Genomic DNA, 16,154 nt, shown 5'->3' with positions numbered 1-16,154 from the left:
GCTGTCAAGACGCGTCGGCAAAAAAGGCGCCCCCGAGCTGGGACGGCAGCGGCCGCTGAGGGCTTCTGCCGGCCCGGCCCGGGGGCGCGGGAGGGAAGGGGACGGGCCCGTCGGACACGGGCGGGGGAGGGAAGGGGACGGGCCCGTCGGACACGGGCGGGGAGGGGGAACTGTGCCCGTGTCCGACGGGGGTGCGGAGGGCCTAGAGCGCGTCGACGGCACTCACCTTCCAGCCGTCGTCCGTGCGCGACATCGTCATACGCACCCGGTTGAGATCCACCCGCGAACCCGTGACCTGGGTGCTGGTGGTGACCTGGTTGACGAACAGCAGGACCACGACCTCGTCCCGCGACGCCGACACCACCGACGCCGCCGGGGAGCCGCCGCCCGGCGGACGCACCACCGACGCCTCGACCCTGCCGCGGTACTTCTTCGCCGTCGGTGCCACCACGGCCTTCGTCGTCCTGCCGTACTCGTCGCGGAACGCGCCGGTCAGCCGCGCCCGCGCCGCCGCGAAGTCCTTGTCCAGCCTGCGGTGGTCGTACGACAGCACCACCGGGGCCGCGCTGCGTGCCGCCGCCAGTGCCGCGGTCCGGGCCTCCTGTGTGCTCCGGCCCTGTGCGTACTGCCACCCCAGCACGCCGGCCGCCACCAGCGCCGCCGCCACCAGCGCCGCGAGCACCGCGCAGAGCCGGGCGCGCAGCCGGCCCCCGGATCCGCGGCCCGCCGCCCGCTCCTCGGCGGCCAGCACCCGTCCGGCGTGCACCTCCTCGGGCCTGCGCGCCTGCGAGACGTCGTCCGGAGCCTCCACCGGCACCTTCACGAGCGGCACCGCGCGCGCCGCGACGCCCTTGAGGTCCGCGGCCGGAACGCTTCCTCCGGTCCCGACCCGTTCCGTGCGCTTGGCCGCCGCCCGTGCGGCAGCCGCCATCGAGCGGTGCCCCGCCGACGCGGTGCCGCGCCCGCGCGTGGTCGGATTCGCCATGGTCCTGCTCCTCACTGCTGGTGGTACGGGTGGAACCGTGCTGCTGCGGGTCTTCAGCCGACGAACTCGACATTCGAGGTCAGCCAGCGGCCGTCCTCGAGCACCAGGTCCAGCTGCAGCCGGTAGGTGCGTGCCTGGCCCTCGGGCGACGCCTTGTTCGTCACCTTGCTGTCGGCCACAACCAGGACGCGGGCCGAACGCTCGTCCGCCCGCGCGATGCCCGCATCGAGCACCTGGCCCTGCGACACCGACCTGTTCGCGGCGACCAGCTTCGTCAACTCGGTCGTCTGTGCGGCGAACTGCTCCTTGAACTCGCCGGTCGCTCCCTTCAGCACATTGGCGCTGTCGCGCCGATAGTGCCGGTGGTCGAGCGAGGTGAAGTTCAGCGCGGACTGGCGGGCCGCGGCCAGGATGCTCCGGTGCCGCTGCGCCTCGGCGCGCTGCTCGTACACCTGGACGCACAACCAGCCGCTGAGCGCCGTCGTCACGACCGTTGCCGCGACGAGTCCGGCAGGCATCAGGCGGCTGCGCACCGCCCTGCCCACGAACAAACGCACCGGCTCGGGCAGGGGCAGCCGTCCGCGGGCGTCCGCCGCGTCGTCGTCCGTCGCCGGAGCGGCGGGGCCGGCGACGGGTGCCGCATCGTCCGTCGCCGCAGAGATGTCCGCGGTGGCGTCCCCGCTCATGCCATCGGTCCCACGAGCAGCCATTGCCACGAGTCCTTTCCGAACATGGTGCGTTCTCCGCCCGTCGAGCCGATCTCGACGAGCGCTCCGTCCGGCCCCTGGGCCGTACCGGTCTCCGGGTCGTACGGGGAGACGAATCCGGCGTGCCGCGCACCGCCCGAACTCCCCGCCGGGCCGGGCGCGTTCTGCGCGCCCCGCACCGAGGTGTCACTGCCGCGCGGGGCGGTGCAGCGCGCCCCGGTGTTCGCCTGCCGCTCCGAGGTGTCCGAGGGGTCGCGGCGCCGGGTGTCGTAACCCTGACGGCACGGCGGCGGTTCGCCCGCGCCGACGACCAGCCCGAAGTGGGTCGTGCCGTCGCCGGGGATCACCGTGTGGCTGCCGGCCACGACCACCGGGAAGGTGACCAGAGCCTGCTCCACGCCCGGCAGCCGGGCCACGGTCACCTGACCGCCGCTGATCAGATTGCCGAGCAGCACCCGCAGGTGCGTGTCGTTCGCCTTCAGCAGCGCGTTCACCTCCTGCGCGGCCGGTGCGCCGGAGCCGACGAGGCGGCGCAGATCGCCGTCCCGGGCCTTCAGCTCGGCCGTCAGGGAGGCCAGATCGCGGGAGAACGACCTGATGGCCGACCCCTTGTCCGCCTGCGTGCGCAGCACCGTGCGCGAGTCCTCGATCAGCGACACCGTCTCCGGCAGCGACGCGGACGCCGTTTCGACCAGCTGGTTCCCGGAGTCCACCAGACGGCTCAGATGCGGGCCCGTGCCGGCGAACGCCCTGCCGAGCTCGTCGACCGTGATCCGCAGGTCGTCCTTGCCGACCGAGTTCACCAGCCGGTCCAGGCTGCGGATCAGTTCGGTGGTGTGCAGCGGCACCCGGGTGTCCGCGCGGGCGATCGTGCTTCCGTCACGCAGATACGGACCGCCGGTGTCCCGCGGCTGCAGGTCCACGTACTGCTCGCCGACCGCGGACCGGTTCGCGACGACGGCGAGCGTGTCCAGGGGAATGCGCGCTCCGTCCTCGATGTCCAGGGCCACCGACACCCCGTCCGCGCCGGACAGCCGCAGCTCGCCGACCCGGCCCACGGGCACGCCGCGGTAGGTGACCTCGGCGCCGTCGAAAATGCCGCCCGAGTCGGCGAACTCGGCCCGCACGGTGTAGCCGCGGTCGAGCACGGCGTCGACCAGGCCCGTGTAGCGGGCGCCGACGTAGGACACCCCGACGGCGGTGACCGCGGCGAAGGCGAGGAGCTGAACCCTGACAGTGCGTGTGATCACGGCTGCATTCCCTTCAGCATCAGCTCGGCAAGAGCGATGTCGACGCCGGCGGGGAAGCGGCCCGGCGCCCCCGAGCCGTAAGCGGCGTAACTCGTGCCGCACACCGGGGGACAGAGCGGACCGTCGCCGTCCGACGAGGGAGGGTTCGGGGCCGGGAGCAAAGGCGCGGACGTGGGCAGCGGCACCCCGGGGACGTCCGGCAGGTCCGGGACCTCTGGCGGCTCGGGCACCTCCGGGAGGTCGGGGCCGCCCGGCAGGTCCGGATCCGCGGGCCGGTCGTCGAGATTGCCGTAGATGCCCGCCAGGTCCAGATCGGCGGTGATCCTGAGGTTCACGTAGTCGCCCTTGATCGCGTCCGTGGCGTTGCGCGGGAACGGGTAGGTCGTCATCAGCTCCAGCGCGTTCGGCAGATCGCTGCCCGCCTTGTTCAACTGCCGCAGAATGGGCCGCAGATGGCGCAGATTGGCGACCGCGTCGGCCCGTGAGGCGTTGACGACCCGGGTTCCCGTCCTCCCGAGCTCGGACAGTGCGGTGAGCATCCGGGTGAGGTTGCGGCGCTGGTCGGCCAGCACCTTCAATGCGGGCGGCATCGTGTCCACGGCCTGCGCGACGGTCTTCTTCTCCGCGCCGAGCCGCCCCGCCAGCCGGTCGAGAGCCTTGAGCGCGCGAACGATGTCCTTGCGCTGCGCGTCCAGACCGCCGATGAACGTGTCCAGCTCGCCGAGCAGGGACTTCACCCGGTTCTCCCGGCCCTCCAGGGCCTTGTTCAGCTCCACGGTGATCGTCTTCAGCTGGGCCACGCCACCGCCGTTCAGCAGGGCCGACAGGGCGGAGAGCACCTCCTCGATCTCCGGATTGCGCCCGGTGCGGGCCAGCGGGATCCGGTCGCCGTCCGTGAGCCTGCCGCGCGGCGCGCCCTCGGTGGGCGCGGCCAGGGCCACGTACTTCTCGCCGAGCATGCTGGTCTGGCGCAGCTCGGCGATCGCGTTGCCGGGCAGTTTCACCGAGTCCGCGACCCGCAGCCTCACCTGGGCGTGCCAGCCCTTCAGCTCCACCCTCTCGACCGAACCCACCGTGACGTTGTCGACCTTCACCGCCGACTGCGGCACGAGATCGAGCACGTCACGGAACTCGACGGTGACCCGGTAGGCGTGGCCGTCGGCGGCCGCCCCGCCCGGCAGCGTCACGTCGTACAGACCGTTGAACTCGCAGCCGGTGAGCAGCACCGAGCCGACGGCCGTCCACAGCGCCAGGGAACGTCGCCGCGCGCTCATGCCCCCGCCTCCAGGATTCCGCCGAGCGTCCGGTCGGCCGGTGCCGTGCCCGACACGGGCGCGGCATGCGGCAGTTCGGGCAGCGAGTCGAACAGCTTGTCCAGCTCCGCGCAGTCCGGGTTCCTGCCGCCCGCGTCCCCGGTGGTGCGCAGCACAGAGCACAGCAACGCAGCCGGGTCCTGCGGCCCGTCGGGGTTGTTGCGGGTGTCGAGCGTGCCGGAGGACGGGTTGTACGCGTTCTGCAGATTGGACAGACCGGCGGGCGCCACCTCCAGCAGTTCGGCCAGCGCCCTGCGCTGGGTGACGAGTACGCGGGTGACCTTGCTCAGCCCCTTCACATCGGCCGTCAGCGACTTCTTGTTGTCCCGCACGAACGCGGACACGTCGCGGAGCGCGACGCCCAGATGCCGCAGCGCCGCCGCCAGGTCCTTGCGCTCCCCGGCGAGCTGGTCGGCGACCTTGGCGAGGCTGTCGTTGAACGACCGCACGCTCTTGTCGTCGGCCGCGAGTGCCGCCGTGAACACCTGGAGGTTGCGCACGGTGCCGAACGCGTCCTTGCGGCCGTCCGCCAGGGTGGTCACCGCCGACGACAGGTCCTCGACGGTCCGGTGCAGCTGCCCGCCCTGCCCCTGAAGGTTGTCGGCGCTCACCCCCAGCAGACGGGCCAGGGAGCCCTCCTTGTTGGCGCCGCGCGGGCCGAGCGCCTCCGACGTGGTGTGCAGACTGTCGAAGACACGGTCCAGCTCGACCGGCACCGCGGTCCGGCTCTCGGGAATGACCGCGCCCTCGGCGAGCACCGGTCCGCCCCGGTACACGGGCAGCAGCTGCACGTAACGGTCGCTGACGACCGACGAGTTGATGATCGCCGCCCGCGCGTCCGCGGGGATCTTCCGTCCCTCGTCGAACTCCAGGTCCACCCGCACCCGCCTGCCCTCGGGCACGATCTCGGTGACCTCGCCCACGCGGACACCGAGCACCCGCACGTCCGAGCCCGGGTAGATGCCGACCGTGCGGGGGAACCAGGCGGTCACCCGCACCGGTTCCGGGCTCGGCCACAGCATGACGGCCGCCCCTGCGACCAGTGCCAGTGCGAGCACCGACGCCACCAGCCGGGTCCTCGTCCCGCCGGGAAGCCTTCTGATCCTCATCGCGAATCCCCCGTCCTCGGCACCACCGGGGCGGCGACCATGTTCTGGATGTAGCTGTCGAACCAGCGCCCGTTGCCGAGGGTGTTGGTGAACACCCGCACGTAGGGGGCGAGCAGGGCGACGCTGCGGTCGAGGGACGCCTGGTTGCGTTCGAGCATCCGCACCACCTGACCCAGGCCCTTGAGCGCGGGGCCGATCTCCTTCCTGTTGTCCGCGACGAGACCGGACAGCTGGATGCCGAGCGCCGCCGAGCTCTTGAGCAGCGTGTGGATGGCCGCCCTGCGCCGGGAGATCTCCAGGAAGAGCTTGTCGCCGTCCTTGACCAGGGTGGTGAGCTCACCGGAGCGGTCCTTCAGGACCCCGCTCACCGAGCGGGCGTTCTTCAGCAGCTCCCGCAGCTCCTTGTCCCGCGACGCCACCGTCTTCGAGATCTTCGACAGACCCTTGACGGCCGCACGCACCTCGGCGGGTGAGTCCTCGAACGTCGTCGAGATGGTGTCCAGCGCCTTCGCGAGCTGCGCGGTGTCCACCTTCTCGGTGGTCGTCGTCAGATCGCTGAACGCCGCCACGACGTCGTACGCGGGGGTGGTACGCGCCAGTGGTATCTCGCTGCCGGGCCTCAGCTGCCCGGACCCCTTCGGCTGCAGCGCCAGGTACTTGGAGCCCAGAATCGTCTTGACCCGGATGGCCGCGCCGGTCCTGGTGCCGAAACGCGGATCGCCCTTGATCCGGAAGGTGACCTGGACGTGGTCCCCGTCGAGATCCACCTCGTCGACCTTGCCGACCTTCACGCCCGCGATACGCACCTCGTCGCCCGGCTTGAGACCGCCGGCCTCGGAGAACGCCGCGCGGTAGGTCTCGCCGTTGCCGATCAGCGGCAGGCTGTCGGCGTTGAACGCGGCGGTGGCCAGCAGCGCCAGCGTGGTGAGGCCGACGGCGCCGATCACCACGGGATTCTGCTCCCGGAACGGGGTGAGGCGGGGAAACAGCCGTGTCATCCTCCGCACCTCGCCCTCGCCACATGCAGCTCGGGAGTGATGACCTTCTGGGTCTTCGGCAGCACGATCCGGCCGTCGAAGTCGCACAGGTAGAAGTTGAACCAGGAGCCGTACGACGCGGTCCCGGTCAGCTTGTTCAGTTTGCCGGGCAGCCGCTGCAGGACGCCCTCCACGGTTTTCTCGTTGTCGTTCAGCGTGCCTGTCAGTTCCGTGAGTTCGGCCAGGTCGTCGCGCAGCGGCGGACGGGCGTCCGCCAGCAGCCCGGAGGTGGCCTCGGTCAGGGAGCCGATGTTCTCCAGGGACGCGCCGATCGGCTTGCGGTCGGCGGACAGTCCGGAGATCACCCGCTGCAGCTGCTTCAGCAGGCCCGAGAAGCGGGCGCCGCGCTTGTCCAGCGTCCCCAGTACGGTGTTGAGGTTGTCGATCACCGACCCGATCAGCTTGTCCCGGTCGGCGAGCGTCGTCGTCAGCGAAGCCGTGTGGGCGAGCAGGCTGTTCACGGTGCCGCCCTCGCCCTGGAGCGTCCTGACGATCTCCGTCGCCAGCTGGTTGACGTCCTTCGGGCTGAGCGCGGCGAACAGCGGCTTGAAGCCGCCCAGCAGCGCGTTCAGGTCCAGCGCCGGCTGGGTGCGGGCCAGCGGGATCGTCCCGCCCGGCCGCAGCCGGGTGCCGTCCCCCGCGCCCTCGGTGAGGGCGATGTAGCGCTGCCCGACCAGACTCCGGTAGCGGATCGCCGCGCCGGTGCTCGTCAGCAGGGGCCTGTCCTCGGAGACGGTGAACGTCACCTCGGCCAGCGTCTGTTCCTCGACCCTCTCGCCCTTGATCCGGATGTCGGCCACCTCGCCGACCCGGACCCCGGCCACCCGGATGTCGTCGCCCTCCTCCAGGCTCGTCACATCGCTGAACACCGCCCGGTAGGTGTGCTCGGACTTCAGCGAGAAGGTGACGATCGTCCCCGCGAGCAGCGCCGTCGCCGCCACCGTCACCACCGCGAACAGCAGGAACTTCACCAGCGGCGCCGCGGTCGCGGTCGCACCGTGGACCCTCATGCCACGCTCACCGCCGTCCCGCGTGCCATCGGACCGAACAGCAGCGTCGCGACCGGGGGAACCCGGTCGGCCTCCACCCCGAGCACCGGGGCGACCAGCGTGCCGACGGCGCGCTGTTCGGCGGCGGTGGCGGAGACACCGGCAGGTCCGCCGCCCGCCCCCGCCTTCGCGGTGCCGTCGTCGAGGTGGGTGTCGGGAGCGGGAACATGGGGGCCGGGCAGGCCCCTGCAATTCGGGCCCGAGCGCTCTGCATAGCGCGGTTCCTCACCGGGTCGGTAGCCGGGGCGTGGACGGACGATCTCGAGAGTGATCCGCATCTCGCCGCCCCTGAACGCCTCTTCGGACCGCTTCCCCTGCTGGACCAGCCCGTCGAGCAGGCACGGGTACTCGGGGGAGTAGCGGTCGAACAGCGCCAGAGTCGGGCGCGAGACACGGCCGAGCGTGATCAGCCGGTCGCCGTTGTCGTCGAAGAAGCCGCGGGCGGTGCCCGCGACCGTGGCGGTCGAGGTCAGCGAGGCGGCGAGCCGGTCGCGCTGCTCGACCAGGGTGCGGCTGGTGGTCACCGAGTTGCGCAGGATCCGCAACAGGTCCGGAGCCGCGTCCCCGTACACCGTCGCCACGTCGGCGAAGCGGGAGATGTCCTCCTGGAGGGAGGGCATATGGGGGTTGAGCTCGCGCAGATAGCGCTCCAGCCGGGTCAGATTCCCGCCGATCCGGTCACCGCGGCCCTCCAGAGCGGTGTCGAACGCGGACAGCGTGGCGTTCAGTTCCGCCGGCCGGACAGTGCGCAGCAGCGGCAGCAGGTCGTTCATCAGCCGCTGCACCTCCATGCCGACGGTGGTGCGGTCCTGGGTGATGACGTCACCGGCCCGGATGGCACGGCCCGGCGCGCCGCTCGGCGGCACCAGATCGACGAATTTCTCGCCGAACAACGTCTTGGGCAGCAGCCGGGCATGCACCGCGGCCGGGATGCGCGCCACGTGCTCCGGCCGGAGCGCGATGTCCAGCGTCGCCTTCGAGCCGTCCGCCCGCACCGCGCGGACCTCGCCGACCAGCAGCCCGCGCAGTTTTACGTCCGCCCGCGGATCGAGCTGGTTGCCCAGCTCGTCGGCCTCCAGCGTGATCCGCACCACCGGGGTGAAGACCTGCTGGTACACGGCGACGGACAGGCCCAGCAGCAGCGCGATGACCGCGAGGAAGACGATCCCGTACAGCCGGAGCCGACCCGCGCGCCCGGCACTTGCTCCTCCTGTGACAACCACCGCGCTACCCCGCTATCCGTACGGTCGTGTTGGCGCCCCAGATCGCGAGACTGAGGAAGAAGTCGAGAATGTTGATCGCCACGATCGAGGTGCGCACCGCACGTCCCACGGCGACACCGACCCCGGCGGGACCGCCGCTCGCGTAGTAGCCGTAGTAGCAGTGCACCAGAATGATCACGACGGCGAAGACGATCACCTTGCCGAAGGACCACAGCACGTCGACCGGCGGCAGATACTGCGCGAAGTAGTGGTCGTACGTGCCGGCCGACTGCCCGTAGTAGCCGGTGGTGATCGTGCGGGCTGCGAAGTACGAGGACAGCAGCCCGACCACGTACAGCGGGATCACCGCCACGAACCCGGCGATCATCCGTGTCGTCACCAGGAACGGCAGCGACGGGACGCCCATCACCTCCAGCGCGTCGGTCTCCTCGCTGATCCGCATCGCGCCCAGCTGCGCGGTGAACCCGGCGCCGACCGTCGCGGACAGCGCGAGCCCCGCCACCAGGGGCGCGATCTCACGGGTGTTGAAGTACGCCGAGAGGAACGCGACGAAGTTCGACGTGCCGAGCTGGTTCAGCGCCGCGTAGCCCTGCAGGCCCACCTCGGTACCTGTGAAGAACGACAGGAACGCGATCACCCCGACGGTTCCACCGACGACGGCAAGCGCACCCCGCCCGAAGCTCACCTCCGCCAGCAGGCGCAGGGTCTCCTTCTTGTAGCGCCGCAGGGTGCGCCCGGTCCATGCGAGGGACCGACCGTAGAACGACAGCTGGGTGCCGAGCTCCTCGAGCCGGTCCAGCAGCAGACGGTTCATCAGCGCCATGACTCAGCCCCTCTGCGGAACGATCTGGAAGTACACCGCGGTCAGGACGAAGTTCGTGACGAACAGCAGCATGAACGTGATCACCACCGACTGGTTCACCGCATCCCCGACGCCCTTCGGCCCGCCCTTCGCCGTCAGCCCCTTGTACGAGGCGACGATCGCCGCGATCGCCCCGAAGACCAGTGCCTTCAGCTCGGCGGCCCACAGGTCGGAGAGTTGGGCGAGAGTCGTGAAGGAGGCGAGATACGCGCCTGGAGTGCCGTTCTGCAGCACGACGTTGAAGAAGTAGCCGCCGGCGACGCCGACCACCGACACGAGTCCGTTCAGCAGTACCGCGACCAGCATGGTCGCCAGCACCCTGGGCACGACGAGACGGTGGATCGGATCGATGCCGAGCACCTGCATCGCATCGATCTCCTCCCGGATCTTCCGTGCCCCGAGATCCGCGCAGATCGCCGTACCGCCCGCACCCGCGATCAGCAGCGCCGTGACGATCGGCGACGCCTCCCGCAGCACCGCCAGCACCGACGCCGCACCGGAGAACGACTGGGCACCGAGCTGTCGGGTGAGGCTGCCGATCTGCAACGCGATCACCGCACCGAACGGGATCGACACCAGCGCGGTCGGCAGGATCGTCACACTCGCGACGAACCACGCCTGCTGAATGAACTCCCGTGCCTGAAAAGGCCGTTTGGGGATCGTCCGCAGGACGTCCAGGCCCATGGCGAAAAGGCTGCCCGAATGACGCAGGGCACCTGTGGGGGACGGACTCATGCGCTCCCCGTCCTTCCCCGTACGGCCGCCCGCACCTGGCGCAGCGCCTCGCGCTCGGCGATCGCCTCCCAGCGGGGCGGCCGGTCGACACCGTCGGTGGGCAGCAGCCGGGGTGTCAGCTCGGGTATGCCGTTCCTCGGTCCGTCGGCCTCCGCGCCCAGCTCCGCGAGCTCCTGCTCGACCTGGGCGGCGTCCTTCTCCTCCGCCATCCCGATGGGCCCCTGCATCCGCCCGTTCAGGAACTGCCGCACCACCGGCTCGTCGCTGGTCAGCAGCTGCTCCCTGGGCCCGAACATCACCAGCTCGCGCCGGAACAGCAGCCCGATGTTGTCCGGCACCTGCCGGGCGGAGGCTATGTCGTGGGTGACGATCAGGAACGTCGCGTCGATCTGCGCGTTGAGATCCACGATCAGCTGGTTGAGATACGCGACGCGGACGGGATCTAGGCCGGAGTCCGGCTCGTCGAACAGAATGATCTCCGGATCGAGCACGAGGGCGCGGGCGAGACCGGCACGTTTGCGCATACCGCCGGAGATCTCGCCGGGCAGTTTGTCCTCGGCGCCGATGAGGCCGACCATGTCCATCTTCTCGAGCACGATCCGGCGGATCTCGCTCTCCGGCTTGCGGGTGTGCTCGCGCAGCGGGAAGGCGATGTTGTCGTAGAGATTCATCGACCCGAACAGCGCGCCGTCCTGGAAGAGGACACCGAAGAGCTTCCGGACCTCGTAGAGGTCGTGCTCGCGCAGCGCGGTGATGTCCGTGCCGGCGATCCGGATCGACCCGCGCTCGGGTTTCAGCAGCCCTACGAGCGTCTTGAGGAAGACGGACTTGCCGGTGCCGGAGGGCCCGAGCATGACGGACACCTCGCCGGCGGGCAGGGTCAGCGAGACGTCCTGCCAGATGACCTGGCGCCCGAAGGACTTGGTGAGCCCTTCCACGCAGATCTCGACACCCATCCGGTTTCACCCTTCGCCGTGGAGCGGTCCGACACCTGCTCTACGGGGAGGACGGGGGTGTCCGTCGCGGGGGGCCGAAGTTCTTTCGGAACGAGTACGTTTCCCCTCCCCGCCCTTTCCCGTACCGGGCTCCGCCCGGGCCCGACACGGGGGCTTGGCCTGGGCCCCTGCCGGGCTCTGCCCGTACCCGTTACGCGCTGCGCGCGGACCTGCCGGGGGGTTGGTCTGGGCTCCCACGGGGCCTCGGCCCGGACTGGCTGCACGCTCGGCCCGGGCCCGCTTCGGGTCCGTCCGGGCCCGCCGCGGAGGCTTGGGCCCGTACCCGTTACGCGCTGCGCGCGGACCTGCCGGGGGGTTGGTCTGGGCTCCCACGGGGCCTCGGCCCGGACTGGCTGCACGCTCGGCCCGGGCCCGCTTCGGGTCCGTCCGGGCCCGCCGCGGGGCTCCGCCGGGACCGACACAGGGCTTGGCTCGGTCCCGTTACGCGCTGCGTGCGGACCTGCCGGGGGCTTTGTCTGGCTCCTGCGGGGCTCGGCCCGGGCGCCGCCGGGCGATCCCGGACCAGGTACCGCGCTTCGCGCGGTGTCCTCAAACGCCGGACGGGCTGGAATTGCGCTGTGTGGCAATTCCAGCCCGTCCGGCGGGGGAACATCTGGACTCGCTGGGGGCACCTCCCACGGCCGTCAGGCCGTAGGGGGAGAGGACACCGCGCGGAGCGCGGTACGGGTCCGGGCAGCGCCCGGTTGTGGGAAGGGGCGGGGAGGGGAATGGTCACGCCCGCCTCAGGGCGCCGTCGGCACAACCCCCGTTACCGAGACCGAAGGCGTCACCACATCCGGCGCCGACGGCGCCGTGGGCACCGACGGCGCCCCCGCCGCCTCCCGCGGCAGGTCCGGCGGCGACGGCAGGTCGGGGACCTCCGGGACCGGGACCTCCGGGACGGCCGGCACTCCCGCCGTCTCCAGCGGCAGCTCCGGCAGCGGCACCTCCGGCAGCGGGGGGACCGGCAGGCCGGCGTCCGACGGTGACGACGGACGCGCGCCGCCGTCCGACGGGCCCGCGCCGAGCGGCGACGGCGCAGCAGTGGGGCCGCGGTCGGGCGAAGGGGCGGCCGCCTTCTCGGACGACACCGCAGGCGAGGCCGGACGCGGCGTGCCCGACGGGCCCTCCGGTACGTGCGGCAGGACCAGCACCGCCGCCGCCAGCGTCACCGCCGTCGAGGCCACCGCTACCGCCTGCGTGTTCGTGCCGGTACGCGGCCGGGCCCGGCCACACAGCCACAGCACCACCCCGAGCGTCGCGGCCAGCGAGTTGCGCAGGCTCCGCCGTGCCCTGGCCAGCAGGGACTCGACGGTCCGGTAGCTGAGGCCCATCTTCACGGCCACCTCGCCGACGTCCAGGTCCTCCGACTTCAGCCACAGGGCCTCGGCCTGCCGCGCGGGCAGTTCCCCGCTGCGTACGGCCAGCCAGCGGGCCTCCGCCCGGTCGCAGACCGCTTCGTCGACCGGGACGGGCGCCGGTGGGTGCAGCCTGGGGCGGGTGTGGACCTCCGCCTCCCGGCCGACCTGCCGGTGCCGGTCCACGCACAGCCGTATCGTCACGGTCGTCAGCCAGGCGCCGAGCCGCTCGTGATCGAGGTGCGGCTGCTCGGCAGCGCGCAGCATCGCCTCGTGCACGGCGTCCTCTGCGTCCTCCATGCTCACGGACCTGCGGCGGGCCACCTTCAGGAGGTGCTCCCGGTGGCTCCAGGCCCGCTGCCAACGCTCGTCCGGTGGTGGCCCGGCGTCCGGAACACCGGACTGCCCGGGCTGCGTCTCTGTCGCCATGAGGGCCCCTTCGCTCTCACCGCCGGCCTCGTGCCTGCCCGGCGGGGGGCGACATTACCGCCGGGTATCGGCGATGTGGAGGGGGTGGCGCTCATCGATTCCTTTCTGTTGCCGACCTGACCCCGGCTCAGTCTTCGCTGGTCAGCGCACCGGGCACGGGAAGGGCGCCGTCCGTGGGGAGCCCGCCGTCCCCGCCGGGGGCCGGGACGGGCAGCGGGACGGCGGGCAGCGGCGGCACGTCCCCGCCGGAGGCCCTGGTCCGCGACGGCGACGGCGAAGGGGCCGGGGACGGCTCGGCCGGCCGGGCGGCGGAAGGCTCCTCGGCAGTCGGAGCGGGACGGGGCGAACGTCCCCGGGACTCGGCTTCGGCGGCGGTCGGGCGGGGTTCCGGCGAGGGCCCCGCGGCCCCCCGGACGGGGGAGCCCCCGCGGTCGGGCACCACGGCGTGCCCGCCGAGGTAGTAGGTGAACCAGGAGCGCACCGTCAGCAGGTACGCGCTGGAGTGGTTGTAGCCGAGGACCGCCCGGTCCAGGTCGCCCGGGTCGTTCAGATCCCGGCCGCCCGCGCACAGGTAGCGCCCGGCGGCGAGCGCCGCGTCGAAGACGTTGCCCGGATCGCTGCGTCCGTCGCCGTTGCCGTCGGCGCCCCAGTCCGCCCACGTGGAAGGGATGAACTGCAGGGGCCCGACGGCACGGTCGTACGAGGTGTCCCCGTCGTACCGGCCGCCGTCGCTGTCCCTGATCAGTGCGAAGCCGTCGCCGTCCAGACGCGGGCCGAGGATCGGCGCGAGCGTCGTGCCGTCGCCGCCCACCCGGCCGCCGCGCGCATGACCGGACTCCACCTGCCCGATCGCGGCGAGCAGTTGCCAGCGCAGTCCGCAGCCCGGTGTGCTCCCCGCGAGCTCGGCCGCGGCGTCCCGGTACGCGGCCAGCACCGTGACCGGCAGCCCGCCGATCGTTCCCGCGGCCGCCGGCCGCACGGCCTGCCCGTCGTCGGCGGCGTCCGTCCCAGGGACCCGCAACGGCGGCAGCTGGGTGCGGTACGCATCGTCGCCGAGGACGTTCGGCTCCCCGGACCGCTGCGGGTGCCCGCTCCCTGACAGGCCGGAAGCCCCGGGGCCCTGCGAGGCGGTCAGTGCCGCCATCGCGGCGGTGGCGACCGCCGTCGCCCTGACTCTTCTGCGTGCGCGCCCTGTCATCCGTGGACCCCTCCCTGTGTCGCCGCCCGACTGTGCCGGCGCGGCTCTCTCACCTGCTCTACGCGCGGACAACCCGGGTCCGTCGCACGGGACGCACGGAGTGCCCGCGGCGCACAGGAGGCACGGGAGCGCGGCCGTGGAGAGGCGCCACCACCCGGCCCCCACCCCGCGGCCCGCCGCTACCGTGGGGACATGGTGCGACTGAGAGTGGAGTTCACGACCGAACCCTTCGACCTGGACGAACCGCCCGCGCACGCGCTGGCGGTCCGAGAGGTCGTCCAGGGCGCGGGGCTGGACAAGGTGGATGTCGGCCCCTTCGGCAACACCGCCGAGGGCGGGACCGACGAGGTGCTGGGTGCCGTCGACGCGCTGCTGCGCAAGGCGCTGCAGACCGGTGCCACCCGGGTTTCCCTGCAGGTCAACGTGGTCGAGGAGGAGGGATGACCGGGCCCGCCGACCACGCGCTCGCGCAGGCGGTCAAGCCGCTCGTCGACGCCATGGGCGGGGTGGTGATCGCGCCGGGCGAGGCCCGGGAGGACGACGTCATACTGAGCTGGGAGGGCGAGGAGGTCCTCGCCGTGCGGCTGCCGCAGCTGGCCGACTCCCTGGACCACATCCTCGCTGCGCTGGAGCGGCAGCACGGCCGGCCGCTGGCCGAACTCGACCGCAGGACCAAGCAGTCGGTCGTCAGGACGCTGGAGGCGCGGGGTGCGTTCTCCGTGCGGCACGGTGTGGAGACGGTGGCGGGTGCGCTGGGTGTCAGCCGTTTCACCGTCTACAACTACTTGAACAGGGAGAACGCCGCCGCCAAGGGCGAATGAGCGGGCCTGCCGACAGCCGCCGCCCGGTCCGCCGGCGGCGGCTTTCGTGAACGCGAGTTTTCAACAAAGTGTTGACGTCGTGGTTGCGGAGGGCGTTAGCTATCCGCAGCCCGTCCAACGCACCGCGATGAACAAGCCACGGAGGCTCCCGTGACTTCCCTTCCGAATCCGGGTCTCGCCCGGTTCAACGCCTCCGAGGACAGTGCGGCCCTGGCCGCCCTGCACGAGGTGTGCGCCAGCTCGGCCTGGGGGAGCAAGCTGCTCGCCCAGAGGCCGTACGCCGGCGCCGACGCCCTCTTCGAGGCCAGTGACGCCGCCATGGCCGAACTGACCGCCGACGATCTGGCCGAGGCCATGGCCGGCCACCCGCCGATCGGCCGCCCGAAGCCCGGGGACCCGACCTCCTCCCGCGAACAGAGCGGGATGGCCGGCGCCTCCGAATCGCTCAAGGCCGAGATGCTCGAACTCAACCTGGCCTACCAGGACAGGTTCGGTCATGTCTTCCTGATCTGCGCCACCGGCCGCACCGGCGAGCAGATGAGGGACGCCGTCCGCGAGCGCATCGGGAACTCGCCCGAGCAGGAGCGGGAGATCGTCCGCACCGAACTGGGCAAGATCAACCGTATCCGGCTGACCCGCCTCGTAGAGTCCGCAGAGGAAACACGCGCATGAGCACGGAAACCACCGCATCGGTGTCCACGCACATCCTGGACACCAGCGTCGGACGCCCCGCCGAGGGCGTCGCCGTCTCGCTGTCGGCCCGAAGCGGCGCCGGCGCCGGATGGTCGGCGCTCGGCGGATCCGCCACCGACGCGGACGGGCGCTGCAAGGACCTGCCGGCCCTGCCGGAGGGAACGACCCATGTGCGTCTCGACTTCGAGACCGAGGCGTACTTCACGCGTTCGAACACCACAGGAAAGCAAGCCGCCGAGGCGCAGCAGGACGCCCCCCGCGTAAGGGACAGCGGTGCGTTCTTCCCGGAGGTGGCGATCACATTCGCCGTCGTGCCGGGCGAGCACTACCACGTACCGCTGCTGCTCAACCCGTTCGGCTACTCCGTTTACCGAGGGAGCTAGCAGACAC

Annotated in this window: 17 protein-coding genes; 4 read left to right on the top strand and 13 right to left on the bottom strand. The window is 71.8% G+C overall.

Annotated features, from left to right (window positions below; all coding sequences use genetic code 11):
- Positions 1-202 precede the first annotated feature (202 nt).
- The 13 genes from AC067Z_RS18360 to AC067Z_RS18300 form a co-directional block, all read right to left on the bottom strand.
- Positions 203-985, bottom strand: coding sequence for a hypothetical protein (locus AC067Z_RS18360; RefSeq protein WP_478790563.1), 783 nt, complete (start codon positions 983-985; stop codon positions 203-205).
- Positions 986-1,038: 53 nt separating this feature from the next.
- Positions 1,039-1,671 carry a hypothetical protein gene (locus AC067Z_RS18355; protein ID WP_478790562.1) on the bottom strand — a complete coding sequence of 211 codons (633 nt, stop codon included), beginning with the start codon at positions 1,669-1,671 and terminating at the stop codon, positions 1,039-1,041.
- Entirely contained in the window at positions 1,668-2,942 is a 1,275-nt protein-coding gene (locus AC067Z_RS18350; protein ID WP_478790561.1) for an MCE family protein, read from the bottom strand. Before AC067Z_RS18350 ends, AC067Z_RS18355 begins: the two co-directional genes overlap by 4 nt.
- Positions 2,939-4,216 carry an MCE family protein gene (locus AC067Z_RS18345; protein WP_478790560.1) on the bottom strand — a complete coding sequence of 426 codons (1,278 nt, stop codon included), beginning with the start codon at positions 4,214-4,216 and terminating at the stop codon, positions 2,939-2,941. The genes AC067Z_RS18350 and AC067Z_RS18345 overlap by 4 nt, the downstream gene beginning before the upstream one ends.
- Positions 4,213-5,364, bottom strand: a complete 1,152-nt coding sequence (locus tag AC067Z_RS18340) for an MCE family protein (protein WP_478790559.1) — start codon at positions 5,362-5,364, stop codon at positions 4,213-4,215. Before AC067Z_RS18340 ends, AC067Z_RS18345 begins: the two co-directional genes overlap by 4 nt.
- Positions 5,361-6,362: an MCE family protein gene (locus AC067Z_RS18335; protein ID WP_478790558.1), complete on the bottom strand. Its 1,002-nt coding sequence runs from the start codon at positions 6,360-6,362 to the stop codon at positions 5,361-5,363. The genes AC067Z_RS18340 and AC067Z_RS18335 overlap by 4 nt, the downstream gene beginning before the upstream one ends.
- Positions 6,359-7,411: an MCE family protein gene (locus AC067Z_RS18330; RefSeq protein ID WP_478790557.1), complete on the bottom strand. Its 1,053-nt coding sequence runs from the start codon at positions 7,409-7,411 to the stop codon at positions 6,359-6,361. Before AC067Z_RS18330 ends, AC067Z_RS18335 begins: the two co-directional genes overlap by 4 nt.
- Positions 7,408-8,673 (bottom strand): MCE family protein, encoded by a 1,266-nt coding sequence (locus tag AC067Z_RS18325; protein ID WP_478790556.1) that lies wholly within the window; start codon positions 8,671-8,673, stop codon positions 7,408-7,410. The genes AC067Z_RS18330 and AC067Z_RS18325 overlap by 4 nt, the downstream gene beginning before the upstream one ends.
- 4 nt (positions 8,674-8,677) lie before the next feature.
- Positions 8,678-9,496: an MlaE family ABC transporter permease gene (locus AC067Z_RS18320; RefSeq protein WP_478790555.1), complete on the bottom strand. Its 819-nt coding sequence runs from the start codon at positions 9,494-9,496 to the stop codon at positions 8,678-8,680.
- A gap of 3 nt (positions 9,497-9,499) precedes the next feature.
- Positions 9,500-10,270 carry an MlaE family ABC transporter permease gene (locus tag AC067Z_RS18315; protein WP_478790554.1) on the bottom strand — a complete coding sequence of 257 codons (771 nt, stop codon included), beginning with the start codon at positions 10,268-10,270 and terminating at the stop codon, positions 9,500-9,502.
- Positions 10,267-11,226 carry an ABC transporter ATP-binding protein gene (locus AC067Z_RS18310; protein WP_478790553.1) on the bottom strand — a complete coding sequence of 320 codons (960 nt, stop codon included), beginning with the start codon at positions 11,224-11,226 and terminating at the stop codon, positions 10,267-10,269. The genes AC067Z_RS18315 and AC067Z_RS18310 overlap by 4 nt, the downstream gene beginning before the upstream one ends.
- 782 nt (positions 11,227-12,008) lie before the next feature.
- Positions 12,009-13,052 carry an RNA polymerase sigma factor gene (locus AC067Z_RS18305; RefSeq protein WP_478790552.1) on the bottom strand — a complete coding sequence of 348 codons (1,044 nt, stop codon included), beginning with the start codon at positions 13,050-13,052 and terminating at the stop codon, positions 12,009-12,011.
- A gap of 127 nt (positions 13,053-13,179) precedes the next feature.
- Positions 13,180-14,250, bottom strand: a complete 1,071-nt coding sequence (locus AC067Z_RS18300; protein ID WP_478790551.1) for a lytic transglycosylase domain-containing protein — start codon at positions 14,248-14,250, stop codon at positions 13,180-13,182.
- 195 nt (positions 14,251-14,445) lie between these two features.
- Between AC067Z_RS18300 and AC067Z_RS18295 the strand changes: the two genes are divergently transcribed.
- From AC067Z_RS18295 to uraH, 4 genes are all read left to right on the top strand, one after another.
- Positions 14,446-14,694, top strand: a complete 249-nt coding sequence (locus AC067Z_RS18295) for a YkoF family thiamine-binding protein (protein ID WP_478790651.1) — start codon at positions 14,446-14,448, stop codon at positions 14,692-14,694.
- Positions 14,691-15,071, top strand: coding sequence for a helix-turn-helix domain-containing protein (locus tag AC067Z_RS18290; RefSeq protein WP_478790550.1), 381 nt, complete (start codon positions 14,691-14,693; stop codon positions 15,069-15,071). The genes AC067Z_RS18295 and AC067Z_RS18290 overlap by 4 nt, the downstream gene beginning before the upstream one ends.
- A gap of 150 nt (positions 15,072-15,221) precedes the next feature.
- A complete protein-coding gene (uraD, locus tag AC067Z_RS18285; protein WP_478790549.1) occupies positions 15,222-15,743 on the top strand; it encodes a 2-oxo-4-hydroxy-4-carboxy-5-ureidoimidazoline decarboxylase in 522 nt (173 codons plus the stop codon).
- The gene (gene uraH, locus AC067Z_RS18280; protein WP_478790548.1) at positions 15,740-16,147 is read left to right on the top strand and encodes a hydroxyisourate hydrolase; all 408 of its coding nucleotides are present in this window, start codon (positions 15,740-15,742) and stop codon (positions 16,145-16,147) included. Before uraD ends, uraH begins: the two co-directional genes overlap by 4 nt.
- Positions 16,148-16,154: the final 7 nt, after the last annotated feature.

The organism is Streptomyces sp. NPDC043812 (genome assembly GCF_056436245.1).
This window is presented reverse-complemented; position numbering and strand designations above follow the sequence as displayed.